Source organism: Kitasatospora sp. NBC_00374 (assembly GCF_041434935.1).
Classification (GTDB): Bacteria; Actinomycetota; Actinomycetes; order Streptomycetales; family Streptomycetaceae; genus Kitasatospora.
In genome coordinates, this window is sequence record NZ_CP107964.1 from 7,420,831 (window position 1) to 7,438,629 (window position 17,799).

At 71.5% G+C, this 17,799-nt stretch carries 14 protein-coding genes; 4 read left to right on the forward strand and 10 right to left on the reverse strand.

The annotated features are described in order from the left end of the window. The first annotated feature begins 89 nt into the window (after nucleotides 1-89). On the forward strand, nucleotides 90-1,802 hold the full coding sequence (locus tag OG871_RS32910; protein WP_371501797.1) for an alpha-galactosidase: 1,713 nt from the start codon (nucleotides 90-92) through the stop codon (nucleotides 1,800-1,802). A 62-nt stretch (nucleotides 1,803-1,864) separates the two neighbouring features. Here OG871_RS32910 and OG871_RS32915 read toward each other — a convergent pair whose 3' ends face one another. The 6 genes from OG871_RS32915 to OG871_RS32940 all read right to left on the reverse strand — a co-directional run bounded on the left by OG871_RS32915 (nucleotide 1,865) and on the right by OG871_RS32940 (nucleotide 7,055). Next, on the reverse strand, nucleotides 1,865-2,584 hold the full coding sequence (locus tag OG871_RS32915; RefSeq protein WP_371501799.1) for a hypothetical protein: 720 nt from the start codon (nucleotides 2,582-2,584) through the stop codon (nucleotides 1,865-1,867). Beyond that, nucleotides 2,581-3,735: an NAD(P)/FAD-dependent oxidoreductase gene (locus OG871_RS32920; protein ID WP_371501800.1), complete on the reverse strand. Its 1,155-nt coding sequence runs from the start codon at nucleotides 3,733-3,735 to the stop codon at nucleotides 2,581-2,583. Before OG871_RS32920 ends, OG871_RS32915 begins: the two co-directional genes overlap by 4 nt. Next, a complete protein-coding gene (locus OG871_RS32925; protein WP_371501802.1) occupies nucleotides 3,732-5,672 on the reverse strand; it encodes a LodA/GoxA family CTQ-dependent oxidase in 1,941 nt (646 codons plus the stop codon). Before OG871_RS32925 ends, OG871_RS32920 begins: the two co-directional genes overlap by 4 nt. 168 nt (nucleotides 5,673-5,840) lie before the next feature. Continuing rightward, the gene (locus OG871_RS32930; RefSeq protein ID WP_371501803.1) at nucleotides 5,841-6,251 is read right to left on the reverse strand and encodes a VOC family protein; all 411 of its coding nucleotides are present in this window, start codon (nucleotides 6,249-6,251) and stop codon (nucleotides 5,841-5,843) included. A 124-nt stretch (nucleotides 6,252-6,375) separates the two neighbouring features. Then, nucleotides 6,376-6,777, reverse strand: a complete 402-nt coding sequence (locus OG871_RS32935) for a PLDc N-terminal domain-containing protein (RefSeq protein WP_371501805.1) — start codon at nucleotides 6,775-6,777, stop codon at nucleotides 6,376-6,378. Further along, nucleotides 6,774-7,055 carry a hypothetical protein gene (locus tag OG871_RS32940; protein ID WP_371501806.1) on the reverse strand — a complete coding sequence of 94 codons (282 nt, stop codon included), beginning with the start codon at nucleotides 7,053-7,055 and terminating at the stop codon, nucleotides 6,774-6,776. The genes OG871_RS32935 and OG871_RS32940 overlap by 4 nt, the downstream gene beginning before the upstream one ends. A 452-nt stretch (nucleotides 7,056-7,507) precedes the next feature. Here OG871_RS32940 and OG871_RS32945 point away from each other — a divergent pair, with 452 nt between their 5' ends. The 3 genes from OG871_RS32945 (at nucleotide 7,508) to OG871_RS32955 (ending at nucleotide 12,112) form a co-directional block, all read left to right on the forward strand. Continuing rightward, the gene (locus OG871_RS32945) at nucleotides 7,508-8,176 is read left to right on the forward strand and encodes a cutinase family protein (protein WP_371501807.1); all 669 of its coding nucleotides are present in this window, start codon (nucleotides 7,508-7,510) and stop codon (nucleotides 8,174-8,176) included. Nucleotides 8,177-8,446: 270 nt separating this feature from the next. Further along, nucleotides 8,447-10,909, forward strand: coding sequence for a penicillin acylase family protein (locus OG871_RS32950; protein WP_371501809.1), 2,463 nt, complete (start codon nucleotides 8,447-8,449; stop codon nucleotides 10,907-10,909). A gap of 123 nt (nucleotides 10,910-11,032) precedes the next feature. Further along, on the forward strand, nucleotides 11,033-12,112 hold the full coding sequence (locus OG871_RS32955) for an alpha/beta hydrolase (protein WP_371501810.1): 1,080 nt from the start codon (nucleotides 11,033-11,035) through the stop codon (nucleotides 12,110-12,112). 142 nt (nucleotides 12,113-12,254) lie between these two features. On the opposite strand, the gene OG871_RS32960 is transcribed toward OG871_RS32955, so the two are convergent. From OG871_RS32960 to OG871_RS32975, 4 genes are all read right to left on the reverse strand, one after another. Next, nucleotides 12,255-13,325 carry a BTAD domain-containing putative transcriptional regulator gene (locus OG871_RS32960; protein ID WP_371501811.1) on the reverse strand — a complete coding sequence of 357 codons (1,071 nt, stop codon included), beginning with the start codon at nucleotides 13,323-13,325 and terminating at the stop codon, nucleotides 12,255-12,257. A 122-nt stretch (nucleotides 13,326-13,447) separates the two neighbouring features. Next, nucleotides 13,448-14,809, reverse strand: coding sequence for a serine/threonine-protein kinase (locus OG871_RS32965; protein ID WP_371501812.1), 1,362 nt, complete (start codon nucleotides 14,807-14,809; stop codon nucleotides 13,448-13,450). Between the two features lie 12 nt (nucleotides 14,810-14,821). Beyond that, nucleotides 14,822-15,586: a serine/threonine protein kinase gene (locus tag OG871_RS32970; RefSeq protein ID WP_371501813.1), complete on the reverse strand. Its 765-nt coding sequence runs from the start codon at nucleotides 15,584-15,586 to the stop codon at nucleotides 14,822-14,824. A gap of 143 nt (nucleotides 15,587-15,729) precedes the next feature. Then, nucleotides 15,730-17,778: a glycosyl hydrolase family 32 gene (locus OG871_RS32975; RefSeq protein WP_371501814.1), complete on the reverse strand. Its 2,049-nt coding sequence runs from the start codon at nucleotides 17,776-17,778 to the stop codon at nucleotides 15,730-15,732. Nucleotides 17,779-17,799: the final 21 nt, after the last annotated feature.

Consider the following 17,799-nt stretch of genomic DNA (forward strand, 5'->3'; position numbering starts at 1 on the left):
CATCCTCACCACGCACGAGCCCGAGCCGGCCCGAACCGCCGACGCCTCGGCCGGCCACGCCCACCCACCGCACGCCCCAGGAGAACCCCTTGCCCGCTCCCCGCCGTTCCCACCGCAGCCGGACCGCAGCGTCGCTGGCCACCGCGCTCGTCCTGGCCGTCGGCCCCCTCGCGACGGTCGGTGCCCAGCCCGCGTCGGCCCTGGACAACGGGGTGGCCCTCACCCCGCCCATGGGCTGGAACACCTGGAACTCGTTCGGTTGCAACATCAGCGAGCAGCTCATCCACGACTCCGCCGACGCCCTCGTCGCCTCGGGGATGAAGGAGGCCGGTTACGACACCGTCGTGGTCGACGACTGCTGGTTCGACCCGCGGCGCGACGCCCAGGGCGACATCCACGGCGACAGCACCCGCTTCCCCGGCGGGATGAAGGCCCTCGGTGACTACCTGCACGCCAGGGGGCTGAAGTTCGGCATCTACCAGGTGCCCACCGACCGGACCTGCGCGCAGCGCAACAACGCCTACCCCGGTTCCACCGGCAGCCAGGGACACGAGCAGCAGGACGCGAACACCTTCGCCGCCTGGGGCGTGGACTACCTCAAGTACGACTGGTGCTCCCCGGCGGGCACCCTCGACGAGCAGATCGCCGCCTTCAAGGCGATGCGCGACGCGCTGCACAACACCGGCCGTCCGATCGTGTACAGCATCAACCCCAACAGCTTCCACGCGGACAAGACCGGGGCCAGCTACGACTGGTCCGCCATCGCCAACATGTGGCGGACCACCGAGGACATCTCCTCCACCTGGGACAAGCACAAGGTGACCAACACGTACAGCATGGGCGTGATGGACATCGTCCACTTCAACGGCTACCTCGGACGCCAGGCCGGCCCGGGCCACTGGAACGACCCCGACATGATGGAGGTCGGCGTCCCCGGCATGAGCGAGGACGAGTACCGCTCGCACTTCAGCCTGTGGGCCCAGATGGCTTCCCCGCTCGTCGCGGGCAACAAGCTCGCCGGGATGACGCCCGCCGTCCGGGACATCCTCACCAACCGGGCGGTGATCGGCGTCGACCAGGACAGCCTCGGGCGGGCGGCCCGGATCGTCGCCGACTCCGACACCGAGCTGGTGACCGTCCGCGAACTGGCCGGTGGCGACCGGTCGGTGACGCTCACCAACACGGGCGGCAGCACGGCCACCGTGACCACGGGAGCGTCCGAGCTCGGCATCGCCGGGGCGCCCTCCTACACCGTCAGGAACCTGTGGACCGGGGCGTCCACGACCACCACCGGCGCCCTCGCCGCAACGCTGGCCCCGCACGCCACCGCCATGTTCCGGATCACCCCGAACGGCGCGATCAGCCCCGTCCAGCCCGCGCCGGCCAACGGCGCCTACGAGATCGCCGCGACCGGCCCCGGGCAGGTGATGGACGACCCCGGCGCGTCCCTCATCCGCGGGACCCAGATGATCACCTATGGCCGCAAGCGCGGCACCAACCAGCGCTGGATCCTCACCGCCGACGCCGACGGGACCTACGCCCTGAAGAACAAGGCCTCCGGCCTGTGCCTCGACATCTACAACGGCGACACGACCGCCGGTACGGCCGTGATCCAGTGGACCTGCGACTCCGCCAAGTCCAACCAGAAGTTCACCCTCACCCCTGCCGGCGCCGCCGGATACACGCTCGTCGCCAAGAACAGCGGCCTCGCCGTCACTCCCTCCGGCACCACCGACAACTCCCCCCTCACCCAGCAGCCCCCCACCGCCGGCCGGACCTGGTCCTTCACCCGGACCAACTGACCCCCGAAACGGTCAACCCCCTCGACCAGCACCGGGGGTTGACCGTGCCGTCGGGTGGTTGCTCAGGCGTTGAGGGTGGTGATGTTCCACCAGCGCTCGTCGCCGAGGGACAGGGTGATCGGGACGGCGGCCGCCCTGCCGCGGTGGAGCAGGGCTTCGTAGCCGGACTCGGGAAGCGGCCTGGTGGTCCACGGCGCGCCGTCGTGGCCGTTGTCCGGGACCGCGGGGATCGTCACCTCGAAGGCGTTGGCCAGATCGTCCTGGGTGACGCCGTCGGGCACCCGGCGGAGGGTGAAGATCTGCTCGAAGTGCGGTCGCTGGACGAGGCGGTGGGCGATGTGGGCCTCCTCGCCGTGGCCGTAGAGCAGGTAGGTGAGGTGCGCGGGGAACGGCTCGTCGCTGAACCGGCGGAAGGTCAGCACCCGCTCGATCCGTGCGGTGAACCCGCCCGAGATGGGTTCCCAGACGCGGTCCTCGCCGTTGCCGGTCTGGGTGACCCGGTCGAGCCGGGCCGGGTACTCGGTGACGGAACCGTCGCCGATCGGCGGCAGCAGCATGTCCTGCGTGTTGCGGACGGCATGCCAGCTCGCGGGGTGGTCCGCCCGGTCCTTGAGGTAGATGTCGGCGATGTCCGTGGGCAGGTCGTACTTGAGCACGACCTGGTAGCGGTGCTCGGCCATACCGAACATGGCCAGGTGGTAGCCGAAGATCGCGTCCCGACCGGACAGGATGAAGGAGTGGACGGAGGGGTCCTCGTGATCGTGGTCGTGCCGGGTGGTCATACGGATTCCTTCCGAAGGGTGTCGTGCGGGTGCGGAGTGCGGCGGCGCTGCCAGAAGGGCCGGCTCTGCCAGCGGTCCTCCAGCGCGTACACCGCGCGGTGGTTACGTCGGTAAGCGGTGAGGATCCCGGCCACGGTCGTGTGGTACGACGCGAGGGCGGCGGTGTCACCGTCGAGGCGGGCGACGAGCGCGCGGGCTCCCGTCATACCGGTGAACAGGGCGGTGAGGATCCCCTGGGAGGAGACCGGGTCGAAGGCGGCGGCCGCGTCTCCGACCGCGATCCAGCCGCTCCCGGAAGGCAGGTCGAGGTGGGCCGAGTGGGCGGGGGCCCGCCTGGGCAGCGCGTCTCCGAGCACCGGGTGCGCCTCGGCCCGGGCCGCGACGTGCCGGGTCCGGCTCAGCAGCCGGCCGAAGCCTTCGCGGCTGCGCAGGGCCGGCGCGGCAAGGTCGGCGTCGGTGAAGTAGGCCACCAGGCGGCGGCCCGTGGGCAGCAGCGCGGTGTACCACCAGCCGTCCTGATCGGATTCGACCAGCGAGGAGGTCTCGCCCGTCCGCTCGGTCGGGTCCGGTGCCAGTTCCAGGCAGGTGGCGACCAGGCGGTCCGTCCGCCGACGGGAGGCGCGTGCCGAGGAGGCGATCGCGTGGCTGCGGCCGCTGGCGTCCACCAGCCAGGCGCACCGTACCTCCCGCGGGGCGCCCTGCCCTCGGAGCACGACCGACCAACCGCCGTCGGGCTGCCTGGCTCCGGGGCGGACCGTGGTGCGCTCCGCCACCTCGGCACCGGCCGTACGGGCGGCCTCCCGCAGACCCCGGTCGAAGCGTGCGCGATCGAGGTGCCAGCCGGGGCCGTTGGGGTCGTTGATGAAGTCGGTGCGGCCGAGGACGGAGGCTCCCCAGGAGGAGAGATTGGCGTAGCAGGGCAGATGGCCGGCCGAGAGCGGCAGTCGGCCCGCTCCCAGCTCGTCCAGCAGGGTGCGGGCCGACGACGGCAGGGCCTCCCCGATCTTGGGGGCTCCGCCTCCGGAGTCGGCCAGCAGGACGGTGCGGCCCGCCCGGGCGAGGGTCAGGGCGGCGGCCGCTCCGGCCGGGCCGCCGCCCGCGACCACCACGTCGTAGTGACCGACGCGGCCGGAGTGCCGCTCGGCCGTCAAACGCCGTCGCGGAACGGCGCGACCTTGTCGATGAAGCCGGCCGTGACCTCCTCCGCGGTGTAGCCGCTGACCGCGATCGCCTGGCTGATCGCGACCGACGCGATGGCCGGGTCCGCGGCCTGGGGCACGTGCAGCGTGACGAGGTTCTGGGTGCGCGGCACGCCCTCCAGGTCGATCGACGGCCGGGACTCCACCTGGATCCGGTCGGGGAAGTCCTTGGCACCGGCGCGGACTTCGATGACGCCGAGCCGGTACCAGTCGTCGATCATCTGGTTGAGCTGCTCGGTGTTCTGCCCGCGGAGCCCTCGCAGCCACACGGCCCGCCGTTCGAAGGCCTCGGTGCGCTCGGTCAGCGGGAGGCTCTCGTCGGCGACGATCCGGTAGTCGTCCTCGGTGAGCACGTGGTTGGGGACCCGGGCGGGCCAGAACGTCGGCAGGTACGGGTCGTGGACGGGGCCGAGCGACAGCTCGTACCCGGACCGGCAGCTGGCCGTGTCGGCCTGCCACGGCACGGCCATCCAGCGGGACAGGTCGCCCGGCCCCTGCGCGTACAGCGGCCCGTTCGGGGACAGTGCGACCTCGGGGGTGAGGACCGTCCCGTACGAGGGTTCGGGCTGGTCGGGGGCGCGGTGCCGGATGCGGAACGGCGCCATGTACATCGACGGGTGGCGGATGGGCCAGGTGACCTCGCAGCCGGGGTGGAAGGCGTCGGCGAGGCAGAAGTCCAACGCGGCGCGGTCGAGGGCGGCGGGCCGGTCGGCGAGGGGGAAGTCGGCGAGGCGGCGGGGTGGCGGTGTGGCGCCGAGGGTCGTCCAGTCGTCGTCGAAGTCGCCGTCGGCCCAGGACTGGAACATCCGGTACTGGGTCGGGGAGAGCGCCATGTGCTGCAGCTGGGTGCGGGGCGGGATGGCCATTCCGTCGCCGTACAGCCACGGCCAGGGGACGGGTGAGGCGCCGTCGCGGCCGAAGTTGCGCAGCGCGTTGAACACCTGGCGGCGCAGTGCCCGGCGGGTCGTGGCCCGGTCGCTGAGCCGGCCCAGCAGCTCGGGGGTGAAGGAGGGGCCGGTGCCGTTGTGCCCGTAGGAGCCGGCGAAGCCCTGGTTGACCCACTGGTGGTCGCAGAAGCGCTGCAGGACCGGTGCGATGTCGCGGGTGAAGGAGACCCGCGCCGGGAACGGAAGCGAACCGTTGCAGACGAAGACGTCGTACAGCAGGTCGTAGAGGGTGCGGATGCCCTTCTGGGCAGGGGCGTAGTTCGGCGGGCCGACCACCACCCAGGCCGGGTCCACCGGCAGCTCACGGCCTCCGACGGAGACCGTGGCCGTGACCGGGCCGTCGCCGATGTCGTCGTGCCAGCCGTCGTTGTTGGCGTAGGTGGTCACCGGCTTGCCGTTGTGGGGGGCGGAGGCGCCGAAACCGCCGAACACCAGCAGTCGGCCGTCCTCGTCGGTCCGCAGCTCGCCGAGGTACACCTCCTTCCCCATGAACTTGCCGTCACGGAAGTGGAAGTCGGCGCCGGAGGTGTTCTTCCCGCTGATCCCGAGCGGGCCCGGGTCGATCACCAGGTCCTTGCGGAGGTCTCCGGTGATCTCCTTGTTGCGCAGCTCGGACGCCCTGGCGAGGGACGCGTCCGGGATGTCCAGCGCCAGCTGGAACTGGTACCACGCCGACTTCTTGTTCACCAGGTGGGCGGTCCACCGGATATCGGCGTTGTCGGCCGTCAGTTCGGCCACGACCTCACCGGTCGCGTTGTACCCGTAGACCCGGAAACGCGCCACCTCGCGTTTGACCGCGCCGGCGGGGTCCTTGTAGAAACCGGGCTCCTGCGGCTCGGGGTCGGGTACTTCGGGCGCGATGAAGTACTCCGCCGGCGCGTTCCCGACCCGGGCGATCCCGATGGCGGGATGGATTGCGGCGCGGACGATTTCGTCGAGCATCTGACTCGATTCCTCCGGTGACGTCGATCCGAACTCAACAGGAAGGTTCGCTGACGAACACTAGGAGGGGTCGGCCCGTTGTGACCGGTCGGACACGGATTGCCACCCGGACGAGTGAACCGGACGGCCCGGCCGGCCGGGCCTGTCATGCCACCTCGTACGCCACGCCTACGCGGGCAGGTTGAGCTGCCAGGAGACGCCGAAACGATCGTTCACCCAGCCGAACCTGGCGCTGAAGCCGTAGGACCCCAACGGCATGAGCTCCGAGCCCTGTTCGGCGAGGGCCCCGTACAGGCGGTCCAGCTCGGCCTCGTTCTCGCACTGCACGTACAGCGACATCGCCGGGGTGAAGCCGAAGTCGTGCGTCACGTAGCTGTCGATGCACATGAGCCGCTGCCCGGCGAGCGAGAACGTGGCGAGCCGAACGGTTCCCTCCTTCCCCGGTCCGTCGGGGCCGTAGCGGGTGATGTCGATGACCTCGGCGTCGTCGAACAGCGAGAGGTAGTACGTGATCGCTTCCTCTGCCCGGCCCTCGAACATCAGGAACGTGGTGATCTTCTGCGGAGCCGCGGTTGCCATCCTGGTGGTTCTCCTGGGAGTCGTGCGCCCTCGGTCACCGCCACGGCACCTCGGCGGGTGCACGGCCGCCCCCGCTGGTCGGGCCGGGGGCGGGTCGGCGGCAGGGGGCCGTGAGGTCGAGGGGTCAGGTGAGGATCTTGGCCTTGGCCTTGGCGAACTCCTCGTCCGTGATCTGGCCGGTGGTGCGCAGCTCGGTGAGTTTGGCCAGTTGATCGGCGGTGGAGGTCTGGCCCGAGGTGGCGGTCTCGCGCACGTACGCGCGGAACTGCTCCTCGTTCTTCTGCGCCTTGCTCATCTCGCGCTCGCCCATGCCGCGTCCGCGGGCGATGAGGTAGATGAAGACGCCCAGGAAGGGCAGCAGGATGAGGAACACGGCCCAGCCGGCCTTGGCCCAGCCGCTCAGTGAGTCGTCGTGGAAGACGTCGATGAGGATCCGGAACAGCAGCATGAACCAGAGGATCCACAGGAAGAACCAGCACATGGTCCAGAAGACGTTCAGCAGCGGGTAGTCGGCCGCGAGGTTCATGGCTCTGATCTCCCGTCCCGGAACGGCCTGGGCCGGCCCGAGTCGTGGGTGGGCTTGAGGGTGTGGTCGGCGGTGGAGCGGACGGTGGGGGTGTCGCAGACGTCGGGCTCGAACGTGTTCCCCGCGGAATCTGCCGGCTGCTCCTGGACGAGGGCGTCGAGCAGTCCGTCCGCCGTTCCGGGGTCCGGGATCCCGTCGGTGAAGCTCAACGAGCCGATCGTGGCGGCCGCCGCATCGGGCGTCGTCGCCGAGGGCGGCACGGGTGTGCGCTCACTCATGCCCTCATGCTGCGCGCGGTGCCCGGTTCACGCATCCGATCGGGTCCGGCGGGGTTACGGCCACGGCCGTCGGTGCCACCTCCGAAGACCGCCGAGGTGCGGGCCGGCGCGTCCTCCGGCAGGCCGTGAACGGCGGTCGGCAGGGCGGCGGAACCCCGGCCGCAAGCATCGAGAGCCAGGTCGAGCGGTGCGGGCCGGCCAGGTTCGAGGTGGCGGCGGGCACCCGGGTGTGAGGGAGTCGCGCCGCGCGCGGCCGTCGCTGGATTCACTCGTTCGGCCGACAGGGTGCCGTAGGAGGTTTCGGGCCGCGGGCTTGGCTCCCGGGTGGCCGACCTGGACGGCGGACTTCATCGGGATGTCATCGACCGCTGCCACTGTCGTCCGGTGACCTTGGCCGACCGCGTTTCGCATCGCAGAGCGGACGCGTGGGCCAACTGCGTGGGGAGGATCGAATGCGAGCACGAAGGATCGCGGCCGCGTCAGCCGGACTCCTGCTGACTGTCGGGCTTACAGCGGCACAGGGGGCCACGGCACAGGGGGCCACCGCACGTGTGGCCGCTCCGTGCGAGGGCACCTACACGATCGTTGTCGGGGGCACCGGCAGCTCGTGGAACAACGACGGTTTCTACGGCAACATCCAGCAGCACGTCGGGTATCCCACCCAGATTCCCAACGGTGCGAGCACGCGGGCCGGCGTCAACGAGCTCAACCGGCTGGTCCGCGACCAACGCGCCGCGTGCCCGGGCCAGCACGTCAAGATGGCCGGGTACTCCTTGGGAGCCGGGGTGGTGCACGTCTGGGTCACCGAGAACTGGCAGACGTTCGACAACGTCAACGCCATCCTCGTCGCGGACCCCAAGCGCCAGGGTCCTCCCGGCGCCAATGGCGGAGCCGTGCCGTTCGGCGGCATCATCGGCGCTCCGCTCGCCGGTGCCGACAGGTTCTTCGGCAACGTGCCGGTCAAGACGATCTGCCACTGGGACTACGTCTGCGACGAGTCCGCCGGTATCTGGACCTACCCGAACAACCACGTCAGGAACTACCCCGAAGACTTCAACATGGATCACCACAACGACAGCGCCAACGAGCAGTGGTACAACGGCGCCTGGTATCCCGCGTAGTCACGGAACGCTCGTCGGCTGAGTCCGCAGCCGAAATCCATCACCACCTGTCAGTGGCCGGGAACATCTCCGGCCACCGGCAGGTGGTGATCTGTCTGTGCCGGCTCGGGGACGACGTGGGAGTGCGTCCCGGACGGACCGTACCCGTCCGGCAGATCACCGGGCGGCTCCGGCGCCCCGGGGCGCGGCCTCTTCATCGGGATGTCATCGGTCCTCCCTAACGTGGCCGCGTTCAGACGGACGCCCGGACCAACAGGGGAGGACGGTTCGATGGCACGGAGGAGACTCAAGGCGAGGCTGCCGATGGCGGTCATGGCCGCGGTGGCGTTGATGAGCACGGTGGCGGCCACCGGGTCACCGGCCGCCGGACAGGGGCCGGACAGACCGACGATCCGCTACACCGAGTACGGGATCCCGCACATCATCGCCTCGAACTGGGAGGGGCTGGGAGCGGGTTACGGATACGCCGCGGCCAAGGACAACATCTGCACCCTGGCCGACACCTACCTGATGGTCAATGCGCGGAGATCCCGTTATCTGGGGGCCGACGGCAAGGCGAGCCCTGGCGAGCACCAGAACACCACCACCAATCTCAACAGCGACCTGTACTTCCAGCGGATCAACGACAACCGGGTGGTGGAGCGGCTGATCGACCAGCCCGTCCCCAACGGGCCGGAGCCGGAGGTCAAAGAGGCCATCCGCGGCTACGTCCAGGGGTACAACAGGTACCTGGCCGAGACCGGCGTGAACAACATCTCCGACCCGTCCTGCCGCGGCGCGGCCTGGGTGCGGCCGATCACGGAGCTGGACGTCTACCGGCACGCGCACGCCGAGATCATCATGGGCAGCGCCGATCCGCTGCTGGACGGCGAGGTGAACGCCGCACCGCCGGGGGCGTCGGTCGCCGCCCCGTCGGCCGCCCCGCCGCCGGCGCTCTCGGCCGAGGAGACCGCGACGAAGATCCGCGACGCGATGGCCGTCACCCGTCAACTGGGCGGCATGGGCAGCAACGCCCTGGCGGTCGGTTCGCAGGGCGTGTCCGGGGGCACCGGCATGTTGCTGGCCAACCCGCACTTCCCGTGGCAGGGCAAGAACCGGATGTGGCAGAGCCAGCTGACGATCCCGGGAAAGATCGATGTCTCCGGGGCCAGCCTGCTCGGACTCCCCGCGGTGAACATCGGGCACACCAACGACGTCGCCTGGAGCCACACGGTCGCCACGGTGTCCCCGTTCGGGCTGTTCGACGTGCAGGTGGACCCGCTGCACCCGACCAACTACCTGGTGGACGGCGCCTGGCAGCAGATGACCTCGCAGCAGGTCGGTGTCGACGTGCTGAACCAGGACGGCTCCACCGGCAGGGTCACCAGGACGTTGTGGTCCACCCGCTACGGCCCGATCACCACATCGATGCAGGGCGTCCCGCTGCCCTGGGTGGTGAGCGCGCACGCGGTGCGCGACGTGAACATGGACAACCTTCGGGCGTTGAACACCTGGTTCCACCTCGACCGGGCCAAGGACGTCAACGACGTGGTGAACGCCCTGGAGACCACCCAGGGCGTGCCCTTCTTCAACACCGTCGCCTCCGACCGCAAGGGCAACGCGCTGTACGCGGACATCCAGGCCACCCCGAACATCACCGACGCGCACGCGCAGTCGTGCCTCACCCTGACCGGCCAGCTGCTGTTCAACCAGGGGCTGCGGCTGTCCAACGTGCCGCCGATCTCCGTCTTCGACGGCAAACGCAGCGAGTGCGACTGGCCCGACGACCCGAACGCGGTCGCGCCGGGACTGCTGGACCCGCACAAGCAGCCACGCCTGATCCGGTCCGACTTCGTCGGCAACGCCAACGACAGCGCCTGGCTGGCCAACCCCGAGCAGCCGCTGTCCTACCCCAGGGTGATGGGCGACACGGCGGCGCCCCGGTCGCTGCGCACCCAGGAGTTGATCCTGACCGCGCAGAACCGGATCAACGGCACCGATGGCCTGCCGGGCAGGGGTTTCACACCGGAGACCATGCAGAAGTTGCTGTTCGCCGACAACAGCAGGGCGGCCGACCTGGCCCTCAACGCCACGGTGAGCATGTGCCAGAGCCTCCCCTTCGGGCTGATTCTGGTGGACGGCAACCTGGTCAACGTGAGCGAGGCCTGCCCGATCCTGGCCGCCTGGAAGGACCACAAGTACACCGCGGACAGCCGGGGGTCATGGCTGTTCGAGAACTACTGGGCCTTCCTGACCAATGGACAGCCGATCGAGAAGCTGCCGTGGCGGGTGCCCTTCGACCCCAAGGACCCGGTGCACACGCCCAACTCGCTGGACTCCGGAAGCTCCGCCGTCCGCGACGCGTTCGGCCGGGCGGTCCTCGCGCTGCGCAACGCGGGCATCGCGTTGAACGCGCCGCTGTCGGACATCCAGAAGATCACCCGCAACGGTGAGCAGATGCCGATCCACGGGTCGATCCACGAACTGGGCGTGCTGAACGTGGTCACTCCCGGCATGGTCGACGGCAGGCTGGACATCGTCTTCGGGTCCAGTTTCATCCAGCAGGTGCGGTTCACCGCCGACGGCCCGCCACAGGCCTCCTCGGTGCTGGCCTACTCCCAGTCGGCCAACCCGAACTCGCCGCACTACGCCGACCAGACCAAGCTGTTCTCGGCGGGCCGGTGGGTGACCGAACGCTTCACCGAGGACCAGATCGCGGCCTCACCGGCCTTGGAGGTCAAGGTCCTGGACTGAGGCCGACGTACGGGCACGCCGGAACTCCGACAACGGGTCTCCGGCGTGCCCCTCCACCGGGATCCCGCGGCCTCCCGACAGGTTCCGCGCCGCGCAACGACAGGACTCACGAGGGGGAACACCGTGACGAGGACATCGAGTCGGTGGCGAGTGGTGGTGGCCCTGGTGGCCGCCATCGTGGGACTGGCCACGACAACGGGTACGGCACAGGCTGCCGGCGGCACCGGGTCGCCGCCGCGGATGGCGGACGGGTTCGGCCTGACCCAGGTCGACACGGCCGTGGGCGGTCCCACCAACTTCTCCATCACCGTGACCACACCCGAGGTCACGGGCAAGCACCACATCAAGATCATCCTGCCGAGCGGCTACGACGACGACCCGGCCAGGCGCTACCCGGTGCTGTACTTCCTGCACGGTTCACCCGACGACCCCGTCCAGCAGACCTATCCGGCGCTGACCACCTCGAACTCGATGATCACCGTCATCCCGGACGGCGGCGTTCGGGGCTGGTATGCCAACTGGCTCAACCAGAAAACCCAGCTCGGAGCCCAGAACTGGGAGAACTTCCACCTCAAGCAGGTGATCCCGTTCATCGACGCGAACCTGCGGACCATCGCCACCAAGAAGGCCAGGGCCATCGCCGGTGTCTCCATGGGCGGGTTCGGGGCCTTCCACTACGCCCAGGACCATCCCGAACTGTTCAGCCAGACCGCGTCCCTGTCGGGAGACATCGATCTGTCGGCCGACTCCATGGACCTGCGGCTGGCCGTCGTCGCCTCCCTCATCGACGCACAGGGCGTGATCTGCGGCTCGTCATCCGGTGCCTGCGACCCCACGAACGACCCCTACAAGCCCGGCGTGGACAGTGACGCCCTGTTCGGTACGCCCTACCCGGTGTTCGACTTGGACTGGCGGTGGAACGCGGCCGACCCGTCACAGCACATGGACAGGCTCGCCGGAGTCGGGGTCTCCATCTACGTGGGCAACGGACGCGGCTCCGCCACCGACGCCGAGTTCTGGCTCGAAGGCGCGTCCAAACACGTCAAGGACCGCATGGACGCCCTGGGCATGTCCTACTACTACGTCGACTACGGCGATGGTTCCGCCTGGGGCACCCAGTGCAACGGCGGCCACAACGGCGGCTGCTGGGAACAGGATCTCCGGGACCTGATCCCCCGGCTGGAGAGGGCCTTCGCCTCCTGATCAGGGTCGCGGATCCGGCCCGGTCGAAGGCCCGGGCGACGACGCCGGCCAGGGCACCGAGCCCTGGCCGGTCAGCCGTTGACCGGGCGGTTCACCTTCGAGCAGCTCGCGGCCGCGCCGCGCCTACCCGGTGTCGGGCCGGTCACCGCGTGGCTCCGGTGAGGCCGAGGCCGGCCTCGTCCCCGCGCAGAATCATCTGGCACGTCCGCCGCAGCATCCGGCTCGGAGGAACCCCCAGGTCGTCGGCCAGGCGGCGACGGGTGCGGTCGAACACGGCCAACGCGTCGGCCTGTCGGCCGCTGCGGTACAGCGCACGCATCAGCATCGCGGCCACCCACTCGTTCAGGGGGTGCTCCGCGGACAAGGCGAACAGCTCGGCGATCGCCTCGGAGTACTGGCCCAGCCGCAGCTGCCACTCCAGCTTCCGCTGTGCGACGGCGATCCTGCGCTCGGCGAGCCGCAGCCGCTCCAGCTCGGCGAGCGGGCCGGGCAGACCGGCCAGCAGCTCCCCGCGAAACAGGTCCAGCGCCCGGGAACAGAGGCGGACCGCCTCGGTCGGGTCGCCCGCCCGGTGGGCCGTCCCGGCGTCGGTGACCAGGTTCTCCATGCGTGCCAGGTCCACTTCGACCGCGCCGGAGACCAGACGGTAGCCACACCGGTCGTGCTCGATCACCGAGTCCGGGCTGTCCCCGATGCGCAGGGTCTTGCGGAGCCGGTAGATGTGGACCGGCACCACGTTCGTGACCGGCGGCTCCGACCCCCATACCCCGTCGAGCAGTTCCTGCTGACTGACCGTCCGCCCCCCGTGCAGCGCCAGCGCCGCCAGTACGGCTTGCTGGCGCAGATGCCCCAGATCCAGGGACCGCCCGTCCTGCCAGGCCCGCAGCGGTCCGAGCACGGAGATCTGCACCTTCCGTCCGGCCGCCCGGCCGGCGGCGCTCCGCGGCACCGGGCTGGCCACCTGCGTGCGGGGGCCGCGGCCAGGGGCGACCAGTCCGCAGTCGAAGGCGTGGACGATGGCGGCGGCCCGGTCGCGCAGCCCGAGTTTCACGAGGATCCGCGCGAGGTGTCCGGTCACGGCGTCCTCGGAGACGGCAAGGGCGGCGGCGATCTCGTCGTCCCTCAGGCCGCAGCCGACCGCGTGGAGCACCTTGCGCTCCTGATGCCCGAGCACGGCGGCGATCGGCCGGCTGGTGGTGGCGGTCGTCGGCATCGCTGCTCCCTGGACTCTGGCCGGCCGGTCTGGCGGACGCCGTCGCCAAGCTAGTGGGGCGAGTGCCGGGCAGAGAATCCGGAACGATCCGGAGTAACACGCGTGACGGTCCCCGGTGGTGGTCAGGGGCAGTCGAGGAGGGTGGGGCGGTCCCTGGTGCGGACGGCGGGGAGCCAGGCGGTGGTGGGGCCGGGGAGGCGGATGCGGTACCAGAGCGTGGAGGTGAGGTCTTCCTCGTCGATGACGGGGAGGCCGGTGGGGAGTTGGCAGTCGGCGTCGAGGGTGTCGTTGTGCCAGACGCGCGTGGGGATGACGTTCTCGGCGGTGTAGGGGCGCAGGGGGTTGACGGCGAGACCGAGGCTGCACTGGGGGTCGCGGTCGGTGCGGTCCTGGCAGCCGCGTTCGGCGTTGAAGACCCGGACGCGGGCGGGGTGTGCGGCCGGGCCGGGGTGCGGCCAGAGAGCGGTGGCGGCGACGGCTGCCGTGGCGCAGGTGGCTAGGGCGAGCAGGGCGGTGCGCGGCCGTGGGCGGCGAGGGCGGCGGCCGGACCGGTGGGCGCGGATGCGGGTGAGCAGGCTTTCGGCGGTGTGCGGGGCGCGGGCGGCGTGGGTGGGGGCGAGGCAGTCGGCGACGAGGGCGCGCCAGAACGGGGGGACCGCGGGGGCCAGACGCAGGGCGGCGCGGCCTTCGGCGTACTGCTGGGCGGCGGCGCTGCGGGCGGTGGGGGTGGCGCCGGGGAAGGGCGGGAGGCCGGCGGCGAACACCTCGTGGATCACGATGCCGAGCGCCCAGATGTCGGCGGTGGTACGGGTTTTGACGCCGTGTTCGCCGAGTGGTTCCTTCCAGCGTTCCGGCGGCAGGTAGTCGGGGGTGCCCATGGGGGCGGAGTGGCCGTGGGTGCCGGTGAGTTCGATGGCGAGGCCGAAGTCGGAGAGGCGGACCTCGCCGTCCCGGCCGATGAGGACGTTCTCGGGTTTGAGGTCGGTGTGGACCCAGCCGGAGCGGTGCAGGTGGGCCAGGCCCTCGCAGATGCCAGCGACGATCCGGCCGGCCCGGGCCTCGTCGACGCCGGTGGCGATCAGGTCGCGCAGGGTGCCCTGGGCGCGTTCCATGACCAGGACGATCGCGCCGTCGAGCGCGGGGTGGTCGGGGGCGGCCAGGGCGAGGGTGTCGAGCAGGCGGACCAGCCGCGGGTGCGGCGCGGTGCGGGCCAACTCCGCTTCGCGGCGGGCGGATTCGGCGAGGTGGCGGGCCTGGCGGGGGGCGAGTCCGGCGGTCGGCAGCACCTTGAGGGCGACCGTGGCGTCCACCCCGCCCGCGCTGTCCGAGCCGTCCGGACCAGCAGGGTCCTCGGCCCGGCGGGCGGCATAGACGGTCGCCCAGCCGCCTTCGCCGATGGGCCCGGTGACGGTCCACTCGCCCACCCGGTGGCCGGGTGGCAGCAGCTCCTCGCGGTCCCCGCAGAAGGCCACGTCGCGCGCCATCGGCGCCCCTCCCTACCGTCCGGGCTCGGCGGCTTCGGGGCGCGGCAGGAGCGCGAGGTGCTCCTCGCGAACGATGCCGAACTTCAGGGCGAGTCCCACGACGGCCTCGCGTTTGCCGTTGCGGCGGTCCGCGCGGCCCGCGCCGTCGGGCATGTCGATGCGGAGTTTCTCGTCGGCGAGGTAGTCGAGGTGCGAGCTGACCGCCCGGGCGGTGAGCCGGGCGCAGGCGGGGTGGCCGCGCAGCCGCGCGACCACCTGGGGGGTGGTGGGCACGGCGGCGGGGGAGCGGTCGCGCAGCCACGGTTCGCAGAGCGCGACCAGGACCAGGAAGTAGGTGGCGGTCTCGTCCAGCGAGTACGCCGTCATGGTGCGGCTCTCCCAGGAGCCGCCGTGGGCGTGCGAGTCCAGGTAGACGTGGTCGGGCGCGAACACCTGGAAGGACAGCGGGGTTTCACGCCGCGAGGGCAGCACCACCCGGGCGAACTCGAACGGGATCGGCGCGCCGATCCGCCGCGGCGGCACCCGCAGGTACTCGCCGGCGCCCTCCGGGTTCTCCACCAGGTAGGCGTGGGTGTTACTGAGGTTGCTCAACTGCCAGTGGTCGTCGGTCGCGTGGATCTCGCCGGCGAGCCGGGAGACCGTCTCGTCGCCGAGTCGGAGCTCCACCGGCGTGCCGGCGGAGCCGCGGCCGAAGCGCGCCCGCTCTCCCGGACCGAGCCGCAAGGTCACCGCGTCGTCGCCGTTCCCCTCCGGCAGGTGGACGAGAATCCCGCTCACCGTTCCTCCGTCCCGCGCACCGCTCCCCCGTCCGGCGTACCGACCGTTGCCAGACGAACGTTACCTCTTTGCGCATGACGATAAACCGTATGGTGGCGCAGGCCACTTGACGGGGAGATCGGGAAGCGGGCAGGACCGGGGGGTCAGAGCATCGGCGCCCCCGAGCGCAGCGGCGCCACCGGGCGGTCGCCGAAGGCGGCCCACGGCCGCCAGCCGCCGCCGGGTCGGTCCTGGACACGGGTGCGCAGCCGGCCGTCCTCGGCCACCGCGAAGACGTGCAGCCGTCCGGTGGGGTCGGCCGCGGCCGAGGGCGGCGCGGCGAGTACCAGGCCCGGTTCGCCGAAGTCCTCGCCGAGCACGCCGTCCGGTGCCCAGGCTCCGGCGGGCGCCGACTGCCAGCGGTGGGCGAGCCGGTCGCCGCCGGGGGCGAGGGTGAGCGCCTCCAGCCGGCCGTCCGCGCCGGGGATCGGCAGCGGCGAGGCGGTGGACCAGCCCAGCAGCGGGTGCCAGTCGTCCCAGCCCCCGCTGGGCACCGACTGGCGGCGCTGGAAGGCCGCCGTGCCGGACGGGGCGATCGCGGTGACGTTCAGCCGCCCGGTGCCGTCGCGGGCGACCCGCGGCGCGGCGCCGGCAGGCGTGCCGAAGCGCTCCCAGGCGGACCAGCCGCCGCCGGGCGAGGTCTGCCAGCGGTGCAGCAGCGCCGTGCCGCCGGGCGCGAGCACGAACACCTCCAGCCGGCCGTCGGCGTTGGCGGCGACGCCCGGCGGTGCGCCCACCGGGCCGCCGAAGCCCGCGTCCCAGGCGTCCCAGGTGAGCGAGCCGGGCGACCACTGGCGGCGGCGGGCGATCAGGGCGCCGCCCGGGCCGAGCGCGAAGACCTCCAGGCGGCCGTCGGCGTCGCGGGCGACGGCGGGGGCGGCGCCGGCCGGGCCGCCGAACACCTCCCAGTCCGACCAGGTGCCGTCCGTCCGCTGGACCCGGTGGTGCAGGTAGGCGCCGCCGGGGGCGAGCGAGAACACCTCCAGCCGGCCGTCGGTGTTGCGGCCCAGCGCGGGCACCGCGCCGGCCGGGCCGCCGAACGCCTCCCAGTCCGACCAGCTGTCGGCGTCCGGGTCGAGCTGGACCCGGCGCAGCATCGACCGGTCGGCCGCGTCGAGGGCGAACACGTTCAGCCGGCCCTGTACGTCCAGGGAGGCGACCGGGTTGTCCGGGCTCTGCCAGGGCGGCGGGGCGGACTGCCAGCTCAGCGGGGCCAGGTACAGGCCGTGCCGGAACCAGCCGGCGGCGCTCGCCCACCACTGCTGCCCGTCGGTGACCACCTCCACCGCGTGGCCCGGCACATGGCCGGCGTAGCCGTCGAGGGTGAAGTGGAACGGGTCCTGGGAGGCGAGGACGTCGGTGCCCTCGTAACCGTTCCGCGGCCCGATGAACAGGTAGTACCAGCCGTCCCGGGCCACCACGAAGGGCGACTCGGTGACCGAGACGCCGTCCGCGGAAGTGGCCGAGTCGGTGAAGGCGGCGCCGGGAGCGCCCCAGGTCAGCAGGTCGGTGGAGCGCCGGTAGCAGACCTGGTGCCGGCCGTCGACGGCGGACAGCTCGGTGTAGTACATCACCCACTCGACGCCGATCCGCAGCACCATCGGGTCGCGGGCGGCGTTCCCGCGGAACAGCGGCCCGGACGGCAGCCTGGTCCAGGTGGACAGGTCGGTGGAGGTGGCGGCGTTGATCGCCGCCCCGGCGCGCCCGCCCGCCGCGTAGAACATCCAGTGGACGCCGCCCGACTCGATGACGTGCGGGGCCCACAGGTGCTCCTCCCCGAAGTAGGAGGTGTCGACGGTCAGCGCGTCCGGGTGGCCGGTCCACGGCCCGGACGGGTCCGGCGCCGAGGCGTGCGCGAGCGAGACCTCCGCCGAACTGTCGGGGGCCTGCCCGGGCGGCGCACTGTTGCCGACGATGCTGAACAGGTGCCAGCGCCCGCCGGCCTGGATCAGCGTGTGGTCGTTGAGGTAGCGGCGGCGTGTGGTCGACGGGTCGTGGACCTGGCCGAACGGGCCGGCGCCGACCCACAGGTGGGGCGTGGCTGCGCCGGCCGTGGTGGCGGGCGACGCGGTGGCGGTACGGCCCGCGAGCGGGAGCACGAGTGCTCCCGCTCCGGCCGCCCGTAGCAGGCCGCGCCTGCTGACAGGGGACATGGCTGTGCTCCAGGAGGGCTA

Coding starts and splice junctions, on each gene's coding strand:
- OG871_RS32915 (WP_371501799.1), bottom strand. CDS start 2,584: ATGACCACCCGGCACGACCACGATCACGAGGACCCCTCCGTCCACTCC.
- OG871_RS32925 (WP_371501802.1), bottom strand. CDS start 5,672: ATGCTCGACGAAATCGTCCGCGCCGCAATCCATCCCGCCATCGGGATC.
- OG871_RS32930 (WP_371501803.1), bottom strand. CDS start 6,251: ATGGCAACCGCGGCTCCGCAGAAGATCACCACGTTCCTGATGTTCGAG.
- OG871_RS32935 (WP_371501805.1), bottom strand. CDS start 6,777: ATGAACCTCGCGGCCGACTACCCGCTGCTGAACGTCTTCTGGACCATG.
- OG871_RS32940 (WP_371501806.1), bottom strand. CDS start 7,055: ATGAGTGAGCGCACACCCGTGCCGCCCTCGGCGACGACGCCCGATGCG.
- OG871_RS32945 (WP_371501807.1), top strand. CDS start 7,508: ATGCGAGCACGAAGGATCGCGGCCGCGTCAGCCGGACTCCTGCTGACT.
- OG871_RS32950 (WP_371501809.1), top strand. CDS start 8,447: ATGGCACGGAGGAGACTCAAGGCGAGGCTGCCGATGGCGGTCATGGCC.
- OG871_RS32960 (WP_371501811.1), bottom strand. CDS start 13,325: ATGCCGACGACCGCCACCACCAGCCGGCCGATCGCCGCCGTGCTCGGG.
- OG871_RS32965 (WP_371501812.1), bottom strand. CDS start 14,809: ATGGCGCGCGACGTGGCCTTCTGCGGGGACCGCGAGGAGCTGCTGCCA.
- OG871_RS32975 (WP_371501814.1), bottom strand. CDS start 17,778: ATGTCCCCTGTCAGCAGGCGCGGCCTGCTACGGGCGGCCGGAGCGGGA.